The organism is Pseudomonadota bacterium, assembly GCA_016719885.1.
GTDB lineage: Bacteria > Pseudomonadota > Gammaproteobacteria.
In genome coordinates, this window is record JADJYF010000013.1 from 40501 (window position 1) to 56803 (window position 16303).

At 66.8% G+C, this 16303-nt stretch carries 12 protein-coding genes and 1 tRNA gene; 4 read left to right on the plus strand and 9 right to left on the minus strand.

Going from position 1 to position 16303, the window contains the following annotated elements:
• Positions 1-141 precede the first annotated feature (141 nt).
• From IPM80_14560 to lexA, 3 genes are read right to left on the minus strand one after another with little or no spacing between them, the layout of a single operon-like run.
• Entirely contained in the window at positions 142-1710 is a 1569-nt protein-coding gene (locus IPM80_14560) for a DNA polymerase Y family protein (GenBank protein ID MBK8959609.1), read from the minus strand.
• A 15-nt stretch (positions 1711-1725) separates the two neighbouring features.
• A complete protein-coding gene (imuA, locus tag IPM80_14565; protein ID MBK8959610.1) occupies positions 1726-2376 on the minus strand; it encodes a translesion DNA synthesis-associated protein ImuA in 651 nt (216 codons plus the stop codon).
• Positions 2373-2990 carry a transcriptional repressor LexA gene (lexA, locus tag IPM80_14570; GenBank protein ID MBK8959611.1) on the minus strand — a complete coding sequence of 206 codons (618 nt, stop codon included), beginning with the start codon at positions 2988-2990 and terminating at the stop codon, positions 2373-2375. Before lexA ends, imuA begins: the two co-directional genes overlap by 4 nt.
• Before the next feature lie 223 nt (positions 2991-3213).
• Here lexA and IPM80_14575 point away from each other — a divergent pair, with 223 nt between their 5' ends.
• Positions 3214-3588, plus strand: coding sequence for a diacylglycerol kinase (locus tag IPM80_14575; GenBank protein MBK8959612.1), 375 nt, complete (start codon positions 3214-3216; stop codon positions 3586-3588).
• A gap of 28 nt (positions 3589-3616) precedes the next feature.
• Here the strand turns inward: IPM80_14575 and IPM80_14580 are convergent, their stop codons facing one another.
• From IPM80_14580 to IPM80_14590, 3 genes are read right to left on the minus strand one after another with little or no spacing between them, the layout of a single operon-like run.
• On the minus strand, positions 3617-4906 hold the full coding sequence (locus IPM80_14580; protein MBK8959613.1) for a protein kinase: 1290 nt from the start codon (positions 4904-4906) through the stop codon (positions 3617-3619).
• A gap of 14 nt (positions 4907-4920) precedes the next feature.
• Positions 4921-7821, minus strand: a complete 2901-nt coding sequence (locus tag IPM80_14585; GenBank protein ID MBK8959614.1) for a DUF1631 family protein — start codon at positions 7819-7821, stop codon at positions 4921-4923.
• A 41-nt stretch (positions 7822-7862) separates the two neighbouring features.
• Complete coding sequence (locus IPM80_14590) at positions 7863-9065, minus strand: DUF1631 family protein (GenBank protein MBK8959615.1); 1203 nt, start codon at positions 9063-9065, stop codon at positions 7863-7865.
• Between the two features lie 407 nt (positions 9066-9472).
• Here IPM80_14590 and IPM80_14595 point away from each other — a divergent pair, with 407 nt between their 5' ends.
• Positions 9473-11158, plus strand: coding sequence for a glutamine--tRNA ligase/YqeY domain fusion protein (locus tag IPM80_14595; protein ID MBK8959616.1), 1686 nt, complete (start codon positions 9473-9475; stop codon positions 11156-11158).
• A 24-nt stretch (positions 11159-11182) separates the two neighbouring features.
• On the opposite strand, the gene IPM80_14600 is transcribed toward IPM80_14595, so the two are convergent.
• Entirely contained in the window at positions 11183-13552 is a 2370-nt protein-coding gene (locus tag IPM80_14600; protein ID MBK8959617.1) for a GAF domain-containing protein, read from the minus strand.
• Positions 13553-13785: 233 nt separating this feature from the next.
• On the opposite strand from IPM80_14600, the gene IPM80_14605 reads away from it, so the two are divergent.
• Both IPM80_14605 and IPM80_14610 read left to right on the plus strand, forming a co-directional pair.
• Positions 13786-13861 (plus strand) — tRNA-Arg (locus IPM80_14605).
• A 120-nt stretch (positions 13862-13981) separates the two neighbouring features.
• Complete coding sequence (locus tag IPM80_14610; GenBank protein MBK8959618.1) at positions 13982-14587, plus strand: amino acid synthesis family protein; 606 nt, start codon at positions 13982-13984, stop codon at positions 14585-14587.
• Positions 14588-14695: 108 nt separating this feature from the next.
• On the opposite strand, the gene IPM80_14615 is transcribed toward IPM80_14610, so the two are convergent.
• Together IPM80_14615 and IPM80_14620 are read right to left on the minus strand one after the other, a co-directional pair.
• Positions 14696-15352 carry a DedA family protein gene (locus IPM80_14615; protein ID MBK8959619.1) on the minus strand — a complete coding sequence of 219 codons (657 nt, stop codon included), beginning with the start codon at positions 15350-15352 and terminating at the stop codon, positions 14696-14698.
• 80 nt (positions 15353-15432) lie between these two features.
• A complete protein-coding gene (locus IPM80_14620) occupies positions 15433-16197 on the minus strand; it encodes an SDR family oxidoreductase (protein ID MBK8959620.1) in 765 nt (254 codons plus the stop codon).
• Positions 16198-16303 lie beyond the last annotated feature (106 nt).

Consider the following 16303-nt stretch of genomic DNA (forward strand, 5'->3'; position numbering starts at 1 on the left):
GTCGGGGGCTGGGTGGGGGTATCGGCGCAATACCGGAATCCCACGGAAGAGGGCTTTTTCGGCGCCCTCCACGGCGTTCGGCGCGGCCGTGGAGGGGCATGATCGAAAGGGTGTGATGCAGTGCGAAGACCGCTCGACGGCTCACTCAAATACGCCGTGCAAGCGCCAACGCTGTTCCCCATCGAGCTCCTTATAGACCCACAGACGGCTGCCCCGGGTGGTCCTGGCAATGAAGTAGTCACGCGCCAGCCCACGTTCATCCCACCATCCGGTATCGATGCGCTCACGGGCGGGAACCAAACGCAAAGGACCGTCGAATTGAGGTATGCCATGCTGGGTGGACAAGGTGACGGGCTCTCTGACCAACCACACGGGGCGTGTGTTCAATCCGTCGGAAAAAAGAGTTTTGGTGCCGCCCCTGCGTACCGGCTCATCGCTTTCGCGCCAACGCCAGGCGGCCTCGGGACGATGGTCCGGCTGCAGTTCCATGGCCCGCAACGCCTCCGAACCGCAGCGGGAGCGCAGCCGATCGATGAAATTGGCGTAAGCCTCGCCCTGCGCGTGATGCCGGACGCCAAACAGGTCCGCACCGATGGTCGGGTTGCCCGACACCAGTTCGTCCACTTTCAATTCCATTGCGGTTACCGGTGCCTTGAGCGTCATGCGCATGAGCGTCTCGCGCAGCAGCAGCAGCATGTGATCGTGATCACGCGTCGGCTGGGTGAGATGGATATCGAAGCGTTCCTCGTCGCGCGCGCCATTGGCGAGTCGCCAGCGCAGGCGGCGGGTCATGGCGGTACGGGCGCGCAGATAGCCCTGCAACTGCAGCAGCAGTCGCTCACCGGCGGTCACCAGCGCCTGGGCATTGCGTACTTCCCAGGGCAGTTCGACCGCGGCGTCGAACACTTCCGGGGCAGGCATGGCCACGCGCGGGTCGCGGGCCTGCCCATACAGGCGGTCAAAAGTATCGAGCAGGGCGGGCGACAAACGTCGCGCCAGATCGGCGCGCGACAGGCGTCGGCATTCGCCGAGGGTACGTACGCCGATACTCTGCAGGGCTTCCTGTTCGGCGGGTGACAGGCGCAACACCTCCAGCGGCAAGCCGCCGAGATGGCGCCCCAACTCATGTTCATCCTGCACCACGGTGCGATTGGAACCGCGCGCCAGCAAGGTGGCCGCCAGCGGCGTCGGCGCCACCGCGTACTGCGCGCGATAACCCAACTGCTTGAGGCCTTGACGCAAACGCGCCAGCAAACCGTCGAGGCCATGAAACAGGCCCAGGCTGCCGCGCACTTCGAGCAGCACGCCATCGGGCGGCGCCAGGCTCACCAGCGGCGTCATGTGCATCGCCCACACCCCGAGATTCTCGAGAGCCTGCTGCTCGGCCCGTGCATTGCGCTCGAGTTCGACGATATCGCCCAAGGCATGGGCGGCGCCCAAGGGCATGCCGGCACGGATACCCAGGGTGGCGGCCCGCGTATTGGCCATCAGCACCTTGCGACGACTGCCCTCCCCCTGCACCAGCACGCAGGCCCGATGCTGGGCCATGCCGCGCGTCAGCACTTCGAGTGGCAGTTGCGGCAGATGGACATGCAGCCACAGCGCGCTCGCGGGCAGTGTCCTGACGGCCGAACGAACGTCGCCGACCGCGCGCATCGCGGCCGGCATGGCGGCGGCATGGGGGGACATGGAGGGCAATAAACGGGGCATGGCTCATTTCCTTTTTTATAGTTGCAGTTGGCAATGCAAACCGGTGCGGGCTCCCCGCGCCTTGCGCAATTTCACGCGCACGCTCGCGGGACGGCCGGGCGCGCCGGGCAGCGGCTCGGCCAAGGCTTCGATTTCGAGTCTCAAGGGCGCGGGGGACGGCTGGCTCGCGTGCTGCGCCGGACGGAATACCACCCCCCAGGTCGAGCCGGTCTCGGCGGCCAGCTGCAAACGACGCAGGCGCAGATTGGGCAGCGCATCCAGCCATAACAAGGCCGCGCCGCAATCATCGAAGCGCAGCGCCTGTTCAAAAGCCCATGTCGCCTGCACGCGGGTGCGCGCGTCGTCGCCCGGCAGGTCCACCACCAGGACGCGGGTCAGATCCAGGCCGTGCCCCGCGAGCGCGGGCGAGTAAGGCACATGGGGCGGCGCGACCCAGATGATCCAGCGCCCCTCGTGGCTCAACCGGGCAAGCGCCGGCAGCACCAGTCGCAAGGCACCGATGCCCATGTCGGACGACAGGATCTCGGTCAGTCCATGGCGCGGCCAGCCGCCTCCCGGCAACAGCGCATCGAGGGCCGCATGGCCGCTGGCCATGCCGGCGGCCGTCGCAACGCCGCCGCGGGCGCGCCATACGCAGGCACGCTTCAAGAGCTCGTCGAGGCTCATTGCCAGTGGGTTCTCAATACCCCGACGCCCAGGCCCTCGATAACGAAATCGCGGGCGCCCGGCTCGATCTCGATGGGGGCGAAATCGGGGTTTTCCGGCAGCAGCGTGATGCGACTGCCGCGCTGGCGAAAGCGTTTGACGGTCACTTCATCATCGATACGCGCGACGACCAGCTGCCCGTTACGCGCCGTGCGCGCGGCATGCACGGCCAGCAGATCGCCATCGAGAATGCCGGCGTCGCGCATGCTCATGCCGGTGACGCGCAAGAGGTAGTCGGCGCGCGGCTTGAAGAGCTCGGGCGCGATCGCGCAGTGGTCTTCAATATGTTCGAGCGCCAGCAGCGGCTGTCCGGCCGCGACCCGCCCGATGATCGGCAGACCCTGCGCGGCGCTGGCGGCATCGCCCGCGATACGTATGCCGCGCGAGGAACCGGGCAGGAGTTCGATCACGCCCTTGCGCGCCAGGGCGCGCAGATGCTCCTCGGCGGCATTGGCGGAACGGAAACCGAGTTCGGCGGCGATTTCCTGGCGCGTGGGCGGCATGCCGGTCTGCTGCACGCTGCGACGGATGAGGGCGAGGATTTCCGCCTGGCGGGCCGTGAGTCCTGTGACCATGACGAAACCTGTATATAAAAACAGCTGTCAGTATATACAGGCGACGCGGGTCCGCAAGCCCTGCGGCGGGCTTGCCCGTGGTCGGCATCATGCTGCGCTGTGGCTATACTGCCGCCTGCCCCACGCCGAGTATTTTCCAAGCGCCCATGTCCATCGCCCACGCCGCTTGCCGGGCCAGGCTCGGTCTCCGTTCGTACCGTCTTGCGCCGCGCCGCGCCTGCCCATGACCCGCTCACGCCACAGTCTTCGGCGCATGCTCCGCGCCTGCGGCAACTCACTACGCGGCCTGCTACTGGGATGGCGCTTCGAAACCGCCTTCCGCGAAGAAGTGATGCTCGGCGCGGCGTTGCTGCCGCTCAGCTTCTGGGTGGGACGCGATGTGCTGGACTACGCCCTGCTGATCGGCAGCGTGCTGATGCTGATGGTCACGGAGTTGTTCAACTCCGCCATCGAAGCCCTGAGCGATCGCGTGAGCACCGATTACCACGAGCTGTCGGGACGCGCCAAGGATTACGCCGCGGCGGCGGTGCTGCTCGCCGCGCTGGTGATGGTGGCGGTGTGGGGCGCGATAGCCTGGCTGCGCTTCGCCGTCGACTGAGGCACGGCGCGGCCGGCGACGGACGAACTCAGCGCAGCGCGCGCGCGAGGGCCTTGCTGGTGGCCTGCAGGCGTTCGATCAGCACTTCCTGAAACGCACGATTCAGACGCACCTGGCCTGGCAGTGACGCCCATTCCTTGAAGTCACGGTCGACCTTGATGATGGTCGCGTCACGATTGGCGACCACGCTCGCGGTGCGGCCGGTATTGGACAGGTATTCCATCTCGCCAAAGCATTCGCCGGCGTCGAGATCGCGTATCCGCGTGCCGTTGATCGAGACCGACACCGAACCTTCCGCCAGCACGTAGAAAGCGCGCTCCTTGTCGCCTTCGGAAAACACCGCCTCGCCGCCGATGTAATTACGCCAGCTCGCGACCTTGCACACTTCCTTCAATTCGTTCTTGGAAAACTGCGCGAAGAACGCCAGATCCTTCATCTTGGCCAGCTTCTCGTCCTCGCTGAGCATGATCGGCGAGCGTTCCAGCGCCTCGAGCAGCTTGTCGAGGTCCTGCACGATTTCGTGGCCGGTCTTGTAGCGGCCGGCGAGATCCTTGGTCAGCATCTTCCTGACCACTCGCCAGACGATTTCCGGTATCTCGGGGCACACCTCGGTCAGCGGCGGCGGCTCCTCGCACACCACTTTCTGGATCAGGCTGGACAGGCCCTTGGCCGCGAACGGCGGCGTGCCGGCCAGCATTTCGTAGAACACCGAACCCAGCGAGAACAGGTCCGACTGCGGCGTCAGCTCCTTGTCCTGGGCCTGTTCGGGCGACATGTACAAGGGCGAACCGAACCAGCCGATGATCTGGGTCTGGTCGACGCCCATGCGCCGCGCGATGCCGAAATCGCCGAGCTTGGCCACGCCCGACTCGGTCAACATGATGTTGGCGGGCTTGATGTCCCGATGCAGTACGCCCTGGGAGTGGGCGTAATCGAGCGCGTCCGCCGACTGGCGGATGAGCTTGATCACGGTCTTCAGGGGCAGCCGTGTGTCCGGCTTGCAGTAGGTGCGCAGGGTGTCGCCGCCGTTGATGAACTCCATCACCATGTACGGCGTGCCCTGCACCTCGCCGGCCTCGTAGACCTTCAGGATGTTGGGATGATCGAGCCGCCCGGCCGAGCGCGCCTCGTTGACGAACATGCGCTTGGCCATGCTCTCGCCATCGTCCTCGGCATCGGTGTTGGTGGCGACCTTGATCGCCACCGCGCGGTCGACATAGGCGTCATGGCCCTTGTAAACCAGGCCCATCGAGCCCTTGCCGAGCACATCGACGACGTCGTACTTGCCGATCTTGTCCGGGATGTTGTCCTGGTTCATGGCAATCCCTGGTCTTACGGCGCGAGCTGCGCCTGCTCACAAAGGTCGTACAGGAAGTCGACGCCGATTTCGCGCATGGTCGGCGCGAGATCGAGGCCGCGCTCCTGCTTGGCCATGGTCTTCTTGCCCATGAAGTGCACCAACTCGTTGATCGACTTGGCCATCGCGAAGTCCTTGGGGTTCTTCTGCGCATCGTTGACGAAGGACGACTTGATGGTGACGTAGTCGACTTCCAGGCGCTTGAGATAATCGTAGTTGTCGTGACCGCTGCCGAATTCATCGAGCACGAAGCGACAGCCGAATTCACGCAGGGTCGTGATCAGATCGCCGGCCTCGGCGAGGTTCGCCACCACGTCGCGGTCGGGGATCTCGAAACAGATCTTGCCGGGCGGCACCGGTGTTTCCATGAACTCGGTCATGATCTGCTGGGGCAGGTTTTCGTTCTTCATGGACGCCGACGACAGCGGCACGATCACCACCGCATAGCGTTCGAGTTCGTCTTCGTGGCCCTGCATCCAGGCCAGGGTTTGGCGGAAGCTCCACATGTCGATGTCCGCCGCGCCCTTGGCGCGCGCCAGCGCCGGGGCGAACAGCTGCGCCGGAATCGACTTGTCGGCACGGTCACGCGCGCTGACCGCCACGTGCAAGGCCGGCGGCACGCTGCTGTCGGTGAGGCAGACGACGCTCTGCGCCAGCAATACCAGGCGCTCGCGCTCCAGGGCCTTGCCGGCATAGGCCACCATCTGTTCGAGGGCGCGTCGTTGCTCGGATTCGCTGCCGGCCACGAACAACGAACCGCTGCCACTGGCGCGCGCTGTCTCGCAGGCGTCGCGCGCCGCGCCGAGCAGACCCTCGGCCTGCACCACGGCATCGTCGCTGCCGGACAGGCCGATGACCACTTCCGCGCGTATGGCGCTGACCACGGTCTCGGCGCTGGACAGCGCTTGCTCGCTGAGTTCGACGGTCTTGTCGCCGTCGTCCGGCACGCTGTCGTCCAACACCAGCGATACGGCCTTCAACGCTTCACAGGCCGCCAGCAGCTTCTTGTGCGCCGCCTGCACGCCGCCGGTCGGCCAATACACGCCCAGCTCCGAGCCGCTCAGGCGCCCGTAGACGAGGCCTTTCACGCGCAGCGACTGTTGCAAGGCGTCGGCCACCGCTTTCAGCAGGCCGTCGCCGGTCTCGACACCGAATTCGTCGTTGACCTGTTTCAGGTTCTCGATCGAGATGTGGCAACAGGCCGCGTGCTTGGTGCCGCCGACGTCGCCGCCGGCCAGGGCGGCATCGATGGCTTCCGTGTAAAAACGTCGCAGCAGGAAACCGGTCAGCGCATCGCGCGTGGCTTGCTCCTCGACCTGGCTGTGCAGTTGATCGACCACGCCCAGCATGGCGCGCTCCAGCGGCGCGCTTTCGACCTCGTGCTCGAGGATGCGCAGGATGCCGCGGCGCAGGTACATCGCGACCTGCTGCAGGGTCAGGGTGCTGGCCTTGTTGCCGATTTCGTCGACGAACACGAAAAGATGGTTGCGCGGCTCTTTCCACACCAGGCTGACCAGGCTCGGATTGGCCGAATTGGCGTTCATCATGGCCTGCTGGCCGATCTCGAGTTCACGCGAACGGTCGAGCCAGCGATTCCATTCCTCGGGCAGATTGGCGCGGTCCAGCGTGGTGTCGGTGGCCTCCAGCGACTGGCCACGCCGTTCGTCGAGCACGCGCTGCTGCTGCTCGCAGGATGCCACCACGCTCTGCACGTTCTGATCGTATTCGGCGCGCTGCTCTCCGAGGATACCGTCGAGTTCGGCGACCAGCGGCGCGATCACGTCCACGTCGTCGATGAAGCTGCGATTGGCGCGCACCACCAGTTCCTCGACGCGCTCGTTGCGGCGCTGGAAGGATTCGCCCTTGCCGTCACGCACCTGGGAAATGCGGTCGACCAGCTGACGTACCGGGTGCTGGGTCGAGGCGAAAAATTCCTGGTCGAGCATTGCCGCGCGGTGCACCGACGGCTGCAGACGCGTGAGGTGGCTCTTGGCGCTCTTGGCGATGAAGGCGTCGTGCAACAACGCGCTGAAGAGATTGGCCACCACTTCGATGGCATCGGCGGCCTCGCCACCGATGAGCTTGCGTGGCGCGCCGTCGCCGATCAGGGCGTCGGTGATGCGCCGTTTCAGATCCGCGACATCCAGCAATGCCGGCGCCTGGGCATTGGCATAGTCCTGCTGGAGATCGGACAGGCCATCCAGGACCTGGGTGCGGCTGTAGTCGCCGCGCATGCGCAAGGACTCACTGAGGTCGCTGCCGGCGTCGGGGCTGAGCTGGCGGCGCAGCGCGAGCTGCGCCTGGGCAGTGGAGTAGCCTTGCTGCATGCTGGGCGCGGAATAACGCATGCCGCTGGTCACCCAGCCCGCCGGCAGCCCGAAGAATTCACCGGTAGTGCCATGCATGCCGCCGCCACCGTCGCTCACGACGTGTCCGGGCGCCGCCGCGCTCACCATGGTCTGGGCGCCGGCTACTGCAGCGCCCGGTGCCAACGATGCGGGATCGGCGTCCGCAGGCCAAGCCGGCGGTGCGCCCTGCACCGCGTAACCACCCGCCGGCACGCTGGGCGATGCGCCCTGCACCGCGTAACCGCCCGCCGGCACGCTCGGCGGTGCGCCCTGCACCGCGTAACCGCCCGCCGGCATGCTGGGTGGCGCGCCCTGCACCGCGTAACCACCCGCCTGCATGCTGGGTGGCGCGCCCTGCACTGCGTAACCACCCGCCGGCACGCTGGGCGGCGCGCCCTGCACTGCGTAACCACCCGCCGGCACGCTCGGCTGAGCGCCCCGCACCACGTGGCCAGGCATGGCGGCGGCTTGGCCCGCGGCGAAGTGCGGCGATCCGCCCGGCGGCGGCGCGGTGGCGGGCGGGGCCATGGGCACGCCTGATGCGCTCGGCATGCTCGGCATGGCAGCGCTCACCGCGTAGGGTGCGCCCGCCGGTCCGGCATGGGGGCCGGCGCACGGCCCTGGTAGTTATCAGGGCCGGGCATGAGGTCGAGCATGGCGTCGTCGCCCGGCTCCACCGACACCGGCGTATCGGCTTCCGGCAGCGGTGCATCGAAGCTCGCCGAGGCTTCGCCGCGCCGTTTGGCGACCGGCTTGTCCTTTTCTATGACCTTGAGGATGTCGTGCGCGATGAGCAGCGCATTGACCTCGTCGTAGAAGCGCCCGAGATTGCCCGACATCACCTCGTGCAGCACCTTGTAGATGCGCGCCGTGGCGCGACGGTCCGACTGCAGACCTTTCAGGCACTCGGAAATCGCATTGCACAGCGCGCCGGGGCTGATCGGCATGGAGCCCAGATCGACGTCACGATTGGCGAGGTAGCTGAAGCGCCGCCCCAACGCGAACAAGGGCTCGGAGAATTCGGGTTCCAGTTCCGAGACCATCTCGGAAATCACCAGGAATTCCTCGAACTCGTCCTTGTCGACCAGCGACAGGTCGGCGAGACCGACCGACTTCGGATCCTTGTCCAGTTCGGCGAGCGGATCCGAGAGGATCGCGACACCGGTCTCGACCCGCCTCGGCACCGCTTCGATGATGCGCTGCTTGCGCCCGCGGATCTCGCGCTGCGCATCGAGCAGGCGGTTCTGATCGACGTTGTTGCCGGCGTCGCGCGCGGCCAGGAACAGCACCTCGTCGACGCGCTCGACGAAGCGCTCACACAGGTGACGCACATGCTCGGCACACAGCTTGGCCATCGGCCCCGAGAGGGCCGCGAACTCCGGTGCGAAGCGCTGTTGCGTGCGGCCCAGGGCGGCCTCGCCAGCAGGCGCCGGCGGCGGCGCGCTGGCCGCCGCCAGGTGACCGAGCAGTTCCACCGCCTTCGCATCGGGGTTGACGAAGGACACGCCGATGCCCTTGGCCACCGCGCGCGCAATATCGAGCTGGATCTGGAAGTCCTGCTTGACGCCGTCGACGAACAGCGCGAAGAACAGCATCGCCGACGCGTTGGCCGGCAGGTTGGCATAGGCCGCGGGATCGGCGGCGATGAACATGCCGCCGACGCAGAAGTCACGCACCGTGCAGGGCACGGGCGTACGCCCGGCGATGCCGATCAACCCGTCGAGATTGATCGGCAGGCGCGCAAAACGACGCTGCTCAGCGCCGCTGACCATGTCCCCACCCTCTTGTCATTTGAACGCTTGTCTTACCCGCAGGATCCGCCCGCCCATGCTGCCATGGCCGTCGCCGCCCATCGGCGTCGGCACGCCCAATCGCGTCATGGAATTCGTCGCTCGCGCCGCAAGCAACACCCGCGGCGCGGGCGCCCGGCGACACGTTGCCATCATGATGTGGCGAACTTCGAACGCACCGCATTGTAACACCCGGGACATCGGATTAACGGATTTCGCGGACCGCGCACGCAGCCAAGCCTCACCCTGAAGCATGGCGCGACACGCGGCGCTGACGTCAATCAATCCACGGGCGCGACGGCGGCGCGACGGCGCCCGTCGCATGGCGCCTGGAAGAGCGCAAACCCCCCTATAATCGCCAGCCATCACGACCACCGTTCGACCCGCCCATGGATTCCAAACCCGATCACGCCACCAGCCACTTCATCCGCCACATCATCGATGCCGACCAGGCTTCGGGCAAACACGGCGGGCGCGTCGCCACGCGCTTTCCGCCCGAGCCCAACGGCTACCTGCACATCGGCCACGCCAAGTCCATCTGCCTCAATTTCGGCATCGCCGAGGAATATGGCGGCGCCTGCAACCTGCGTTTCGACGACACCAACCCCGACACCGAGGACGAGGAGTACACCAACGCCATCCAGGCCGATGTGCGCTGGCTGGGCTTCGACTGGGCGGAGCGCCTGTTCCACGCCTCGGACTACTTCGAAGCCCTGTACGGCTACGCCTGCGACCTCATCCGCAAAGGGCTCGCCTACGTCGACAGCCAGAGCGCCGAGGACATCCGCGCCACGCGCGGCAGCCTCACCGAACCCGGCGTGCCCAGCCCCTACCGTGACCGCGGTGCGGCCGAGAACCTCGACCTCTTCGCGCGCATGCGCGCCGGCGAATTCGCCGAGGGCGCGCACATCCTGCGCGCGCGCATCGACATGGCCTCGCCCAACATCAACATGCGCGACCCGGCCCTGTTCCGCATCCGCCATGCGCCCCACCACCGCACCGGCGAGGCCTGGAAGATCTACCCGATGTACGACTACGCGCACTGCATTTCCGACGCGCTGGAAGGCATCACCCACTCGCTGTGCACACTTGAATTTGAAAATAACCGCGCCCTCTACGACTGGGTGCTGGACCAGCTCGAGGTGCCCTGCCACCCGCAGCAGATCGAATTCGCGCGTCTCGAGCTCAACTACACCATCACCAGCAAGCGCAAGCTTCTGACCCTGGTGCGCGACGGCCACGTCAGCGGCTGGGACGACCCGCGCCTGCCGACGCTCAAGGGCATGCGGCGTCGCGGCTATCCGCCGGCCGCCATCCGCACCTTCTGCGAGCGCGTCGGCGTCACCAAGAAGCAGACCGTGATCGACATGGCGGTGCTGGAGAACTGCGTGCGCGAGGAACTCGACCGCGGCGCGCCTCGCGCGCTGGTGGTGCTGGACCCGCTCAAGGTCGTCATCGAGAACTTCGCGGCCGACCAGGTGGAATGGCTGGAAGTGCAGAACCACCCCAAGGATCCGGCCTTCGGCACGCGGCGCATGCCGCTGACGCGCGAGATCTACATCGACCGCGACGATTTCATGGAAGACCCGCCCAAGAAATACCACCGCCTGGCGCCGGGCGCCGAAGTGCGCCTGCGCTTTTCCTACGTCATCCGTTGCACCGAGGTCATCAAGGATGCCGACGGCCGCGTGGTGGAACTGCGCTGCCAGTACGATGCCGGTACCGCCGGTGGCCAGAATCCGGAGGGGCGCAAGGTCAAGGGCATCATTCACTGGGCCTCGGCCACGCATGGCGCGAGCGTGGAAGTGCGCCTCGTCGACCGCCTGTTCAACGTGCCCGACCCGGCCGCGCAGGACGACTTCCTCGCCCACCTCAACCCGGACTCACTGGTCGTCGTGCACGCCGCGCGCGCCGAGCCGGCTTTGCTGGACAGCGCCGCCGACAGCTTCCAGTTCGAGCGCGTCGGCTACTTCTGTCGCGACCAGGTCGATTCGCGCGCTGATGCGCCGGTATTCATTCGCACCGTGACCCTGCGCGACACCTGGGCAAGGATCAACGAAGGCGACGGCGCCTGAGGCAGCGCGCCAGGGCGCGGCGGCTTACTTGCCGCTCATGCCCCACACCCCGTCCCAGTCCGGCGGCGGCGCCTGCTCGGCGAAGCGCATCGTCCTCGCGAGCAACAGGCGCGCCGGCTGATCGTCGGGCGCGATCGCCAGCACGGCTTCGAAATGGGCCGTTGCCGCACGCCAGTCGCGGGCGCGGTAGGCCGCCAGGCCGCGCGCGTAGCGGTCCAGCAATTCGGATTCGCCGGCGGGCGCCGATTGCGGGCCATGGCCGCGCACCTCGAACACCGCCAGCGGCTCGTGCTTGCCGCTCACCCTCAACCAATCGATTTCGCGCACACGGTACTCGTCGCGCAGCTGCGCGCGCGTCGCGGCGCTGATCAGGATGCCGGTGCCGAGGTACTTGTTGGCGCTTTCCAGGCGTGCCGCGACATTCACGCCGTCGCCCACCACGGTGTAGTCCATGCGCCGCGTCGAGCCGATGTTGCCGGCCACCACGTCGCCCGAGTTGATGCCGATGCGCACTTCCAGGCCGGGTTTGCCGGCCGCGGCCTGACGCACGTTGAATTCGACCAGCGCCTGCTGCATGCCCAGCGCGGCTTTCACCGCGTTGTCGGCGTCGTGCTCCGACGCGAACGGCGTACCGAACACCGCCATCACCGCGTCACCGATGAACTTGTCGAGTATGCCATGGTGCTCGAAGACGATTTCCACCATCTCGCTGAAATATTCATTGAGCAGCGACACCGTCTGTTGCGGCCCCAGGCGCTCGGCGATGCCGGTGAAGCCCTTGATGTCGGAAAACAGCACCGTCGCCATCTGCGAGCGCCCGCCCAGCACCGACTCGCCGGCCGCCAGCACCTGCTCGGCGACCGGCGCGGTCATGTAGCGCGCCATGGTCGCGCGCAAGCGTTTTTCGCGCGTGATGTCTTCCATGATGATGGTGCAGCCGAGCGGCGCGCCGTCGGGGGCGGCGAGCGGCGTGGTCTGGTAGTTGACGGCCACCGTGCCGCCGTCGAAGTGGCGCAGGCTTGCATCGACACCGAACTCCGCCACGCGCTCGGCGAGCACCTTGTGGATGCTGGCCAACAACCACGGGTTGGCGCGGCGAAACAGCCTGTCGGTCGAGGCGCCGAGAATTTCGTCGGCGCGCACGCGCAACAGCTTGCGTGCCGCCTGGTTGAGTTTGACCACGTTGCCGAGATTGTCGATGGTCAGCACCGCATCCGACAGGCTGCGCAGCACGTTTTCGCTGTAATTGCGCTCGTCCAGCACTTCGCGGAACAGGCGCGCGTTGTCGAGCGCGATGGCGCTTTGCGCGGCAAGCATTTCCAGGCGCCGCTGATCGCGCAGGCGAAACGGCCCGCCGCGCCGGTTGAGCACCTGCACCACGCCTATCGGCACGCCGTGCTTGTCCAGCACCGGCACGCACAATATCGAACGCGTGCGGTAGCCGGTCCTGCGATCGACATCGGCATTGAAGCGCGGGTCGGCGTAGGCGTCAGGGATATTGACCGCGCTGCGCGTGGTGAACACCTCGCCGGCAATACCGAGCCCGGCCGCAATGCGGATCTCGCGCTCGGCCAGGCCCTCGGCCACGCGCGACCACAGCTCATCGCTGGCCGCGTCGTACAGGAACAGCGTGCTGCGTTCGGCATCGAGCAGGTCGGTGGCGATGCTGATGATCTTGCGCAACAGCTTGTCGATGTTCAGTTCCGACGACACCGCCTGGGTCACGGCCAGGATGTGCGCCTCCTCGCGTTGCGAGGCGCGTGCGCGCTCGGACAACTGCGCGGTCTCCAACACCATCGAGGCATGGGTGGTGAAGGCCTGCAGCAGCGCGCAATCGGCCAGCGTGAAATCGCCCTGGCGTTTGTTCAGCACTTCCGTCACGCCGATGATGTCGCCGGCGCGTGTGCGCAATGGCACGCACAGGATGTTGTGGGTGTGATAGCCGGTGGCGGCGTCGACCGCGCTGTTGAAGCGGGGATCGGCGTAGGCGTTGTGAATGATGGCGGGCTGGCCATGGCTGAACACGCTGCCGGCGATGCCGGCGTCGGCGGCGAAGCGGATCTCGTCGACCATGTCGCCCTGCGCGACGCGCGAGAACAACTCGCGGCTCTCGGCGTCGTACAGAAACAAGGAACTGCGATCGGCGTCGAAGGCTTCGGTGATGAGCGTCATGAGGCGCGTCAGCAGCACGTCGAAGGACAGTGACTCGCGCACTTTCTGGGTGGCTTCGACCAACGCGTCCAGGCGCCGCGCGAGGTCGTCCACCAGCAGCATGAGTTCATCGCGCTCGGAAGGCGCGAACACGTCGACCGCGCGCTCGAGGATGCTGTCCTTGAGTCGCCGCTCGAAGATTTCGGACACCACTGGCGCGGCGTCCAGGTTGCGCTTGATCATGTCGTTCGCCCGCTCGGCATGTCGCGGCTGACGAGGCCCGCTGCGCCGACGTATCGTGAATCGCGAGACGCGCCCGCCGCGCGGCGCGTGATGGCGGGAGTGTGGATGAGCGCGACGCGCGCCCCGGTGATCGGGCGCAGGCGTTGCCAATTGTTAACGTGAGGGAAACGATTGCTTACAATCGACGTCGCGTCCATTGTCAGCGTGCCTGGCGCACGCCGGCATCGGTCCACGCCCTGGTAGCTCAGCGGATAGAGCAACCGCCTCCTAAGCGGTAGGTCGCAGGTTCAATTCCTGCCCAGGGCACCAATCTCGCCGTCCTCTCCCTGCCCGGCGCGGCCGCGCCCGCTCAAAAAACGCCCCGCGCGGCCGATGTGGTGTCCACCATTGAACGTTATCCCGATGGCAGCGCGACCGAGGACGATGACCATGAGCGCCGCACGCATACGCAAACTGTTGACCATCCTGGCGCCGCACGCCGACGAGCCGCGCACCGAGAGCCGTCGTGCCGCCGCACTGGCGGTGATCGACAATCCCTGCCGCGGCATCTACGCCCACGATCTTTCGCTGTTGGCGCCGCTCGGCCAGCAGCTGGCCGGCATGCTGGGACTGCGGGCGGCGGCGGCGCTGGGCCTCAAAGCGGGCCAGATCGCAAGCTACGGCAAGGCCGCCATCATCGGAGAGGAAGGCGATCTGGAGCACGCCACGGCCATGCTCCACCCGCAATTGCTGGGGCCGTTGCGCTCCCACAACGCCGCCAGTTCGGCCCTCGTGCCCTCGGCGCGCAAGTGCGGCGGACTCGGCACCGTCATCGAAGTGCCGCTCGGGCGCAAGCAGGTCAATGCCTTCGGCCACTGTTTCGAACAAATGGCGGTGCAGGTGCTCGACGCGCCGCATCCGCACGAGATCGTGATCGCGGTGGCGGTGGCCGACCGCATGCTGGCCCCGCCCCACGCGGCGGGCGACAACGTCGTCAGTTTCTACAGTGCACACCGCCGCGGTGCGGCGGCGGCGCACCTGCGTTCCATCAGCTGAGGAGCGAACGACGGCGCGGGCTGGCCAGGACCGGCGGCGGCCGGTTAACTATCGACACCCGTACCGGCATCGGAGCGGGCGAGTCGATGCTGGTGGATGGCGCGTCCTTCAGGCCGAGCGGCGCGCGCGCGCCGACCACCACTCACGCCACGCCACCACCAGCGTCGGCAACGCCGGGATGATGATCAAGGCCAGGATCACGGCCGTCAGGTTGTTCTTGATCCAGGCAATGTTGCCGAACCAGTAGCCCGCCACGCACAGCGATACCACCCACAGCAGACCGCCGGTGATGTTGTAGAACTGGAAACGCGCATGGGTCATGGCCGCGACGCCGGCCACAAACGGCGAGAAGGTGCGCATGAAAGGCAGGAAGCGCGTGAGGATGATGGTGATGGCGCCGTGCTTCTCGTAGAACGCATGGGTCTTGTCGAACGCGGCGCGATTGAAAAACCGCGAGTCCGGCCACTGGAAGACCTTGGGTCCCAGTGCGCGCCCTATCCAGTAGTTGCTGGTATTGCCGAGGATGGCCGCCGCTGCCAGCAGCCCGATCAAGGTCGCCAGCGAGAACTGGCCGCGCGCCGCGAAGGCGCCGGCCACGAACAACAGTGAATCTCCCGGCAGGAACGGCAGCACCACCACGCCGGTCTCGATGAACACGATCGCGAACAGGATGGCGTAGGTCCATACGCCGTAGTCTTCGATCAGTTCGGCGATGTGATGGTCGAGATGGAGAATGAAATCGACGAGGGTCAAGAGGATGTCCATGGGCGCTCCTTGATCAGCGCCCAATGATACCCGACGCGCTTGCGCGCCGGTCGCGCCGCGCGTGCGGGCTTGCGCGCCGCCTATTGCGCCACCCAGCCACCATCGACCGGCAAGGCCACGCCGGTCACATAGCTCGACTTGTCCGACATCAGCCACGCCACCGCATCGCCGATCTCATGGGGCTGCGCCACCCGCCGCAGCGGCACCGAGCCGATCAGTTGCTCGCGTATCTTCACGCTGGCGTCGGTCACGCGCTCGAGCATGGGCGTTTCGATGAAGCCCGGACAGACCGCGTTGACGCGGATGTTCTGGCGCGCGTACTCCAGCGCCACGGTCTTGGTCAGGCCCACCACGCCATGCTTGGCCGAGTTGTAGGCAGCCGCGCCGGGAATGCCGATGAGGCCGGCCGCCGACGCCGTGCTGACGATGGCGCCGCCGCGCCCCTGTCGCAGCATCTGCTCGAGCTCGCATTTCATGCAGATGTAGACGCCGGTCAGGTTGACGGCGATGACACGCTGCCAGTCGGCCAGCGGCAATTCCATGATCTTGGCGGTCGGCCCCTCGATGCCGGCGTTGTTGAACGCGCAGTCGAGGCCGCCATGACGCTCGGCGATGGCGGCCACCAGGGCCCGCACCGCCTCGTGGTCACTGACGTCCACGTGCCGGTACTCGGCGCGCCCGCCGTCCGCCACGATGCCCTCGACGGTGCGCGCGCCTTCCTCGTCCTGCACGTCGGCAATCACCACCGTCGCCCCTTCGCGCGCCAGGATCCGCGCGGTCGCGCGCCCGATGCCGGTGCTGCCACCGGTGACCAGAATGACCTTGTCCTGCACCATGCCTGTCACGTCGTTTGCTCCTCAGGTTGCTGCGCGCAGTATCGAGCGGCGCGCGCCGCGCCCGCAACGCGCGATCGGGGAAGCCATGCGAGGGGATGGCATCTTGTCGGCGGCT

What these genes read in the sequence shown, in the direction of transcription:
- IPM80_14560 (MBK8959609.1), bottom strand. Translation starts at nt 1,710, where the DNA reads ATGCCCCGTTTATTGCCCTCCATGTCCCCCCATGCCGCCGCCATGCCG.
- imuA (MBK8959610.1), bottom strand. Translation starts at nt 2,376, where the DNA reads ATGAGCCTCGACGAGCTCTTGAAGCGTGCCTGCGTATGGCGCGCCCGC.
- lexA (MBK8959611.1), bottom strand. Translation starts at nt 2,990, where the DNA reads ATGGTCACAGGACTCACGGCCCGCCAGGCGGAAATCCTCGCCCTCATC.
- IPM80_14575 (MBK8959612.1), top strand. Translation starts at nt 3,214, where the DNA reads ATGACCCGCTCACGCCACAGTCTTCGGCGCATGCTCCGCGCCTGCGGC.
- IPM80_14580 (MBK8959613.1), bottom strand. Translation starts at nt 4,906, where the DNA reads ATGAACCAGGACAACATCCCGGACAAGATCGGCAAGTACGACGTCGTC.
- IPM80_14585 (MBK8959614.1), bottom strand. Translation starts at nt 7,821, where the DNA reads ATGGCCCCGCCCGCCACCGCGCCGCCGCCGGGCGGATCGCCGCACTTC.
- IPM80_14590 (MBK8959615.1), bottom strand. Translation starts at nt 9,065, where the DNA reads ATGGTCAGCGGCGCTGAGCAGCGTCGTTTTGCGCGCCTGCCGATCAAT.
- IPM80_14595 (MBK8959616.1), top strand. Translation starts at nt 9,473, where the DNA reads ATGGATTCCAAACCCGATCACGCCACCAGCCACTTCATCCGCCACATC.
- IPM80_14600 (MBK8959617.1), bottom strand. Translation starts at nt 13,552, where the DNA reads ATGATCAAGCGCAACCTGGACGCCGCGCCAGTGGTGTCCGAAATCTTC.
- IPM80_14610 (MBK8959618.1), top strand. Translation starts at nt 13,982, where the DNA reads ATGAGCGCCGCACGCATACGCAAACTGTTGACCATCCTGGCGCCGCAC.
- IPM80_14615 (MBK8959619.1), bottom strand. Translation starts at nt 15,352, where the DNA reads ATGGACATCCTCTTGACCCTCGTCGATTTCATTCTCCATCTCGACCAT.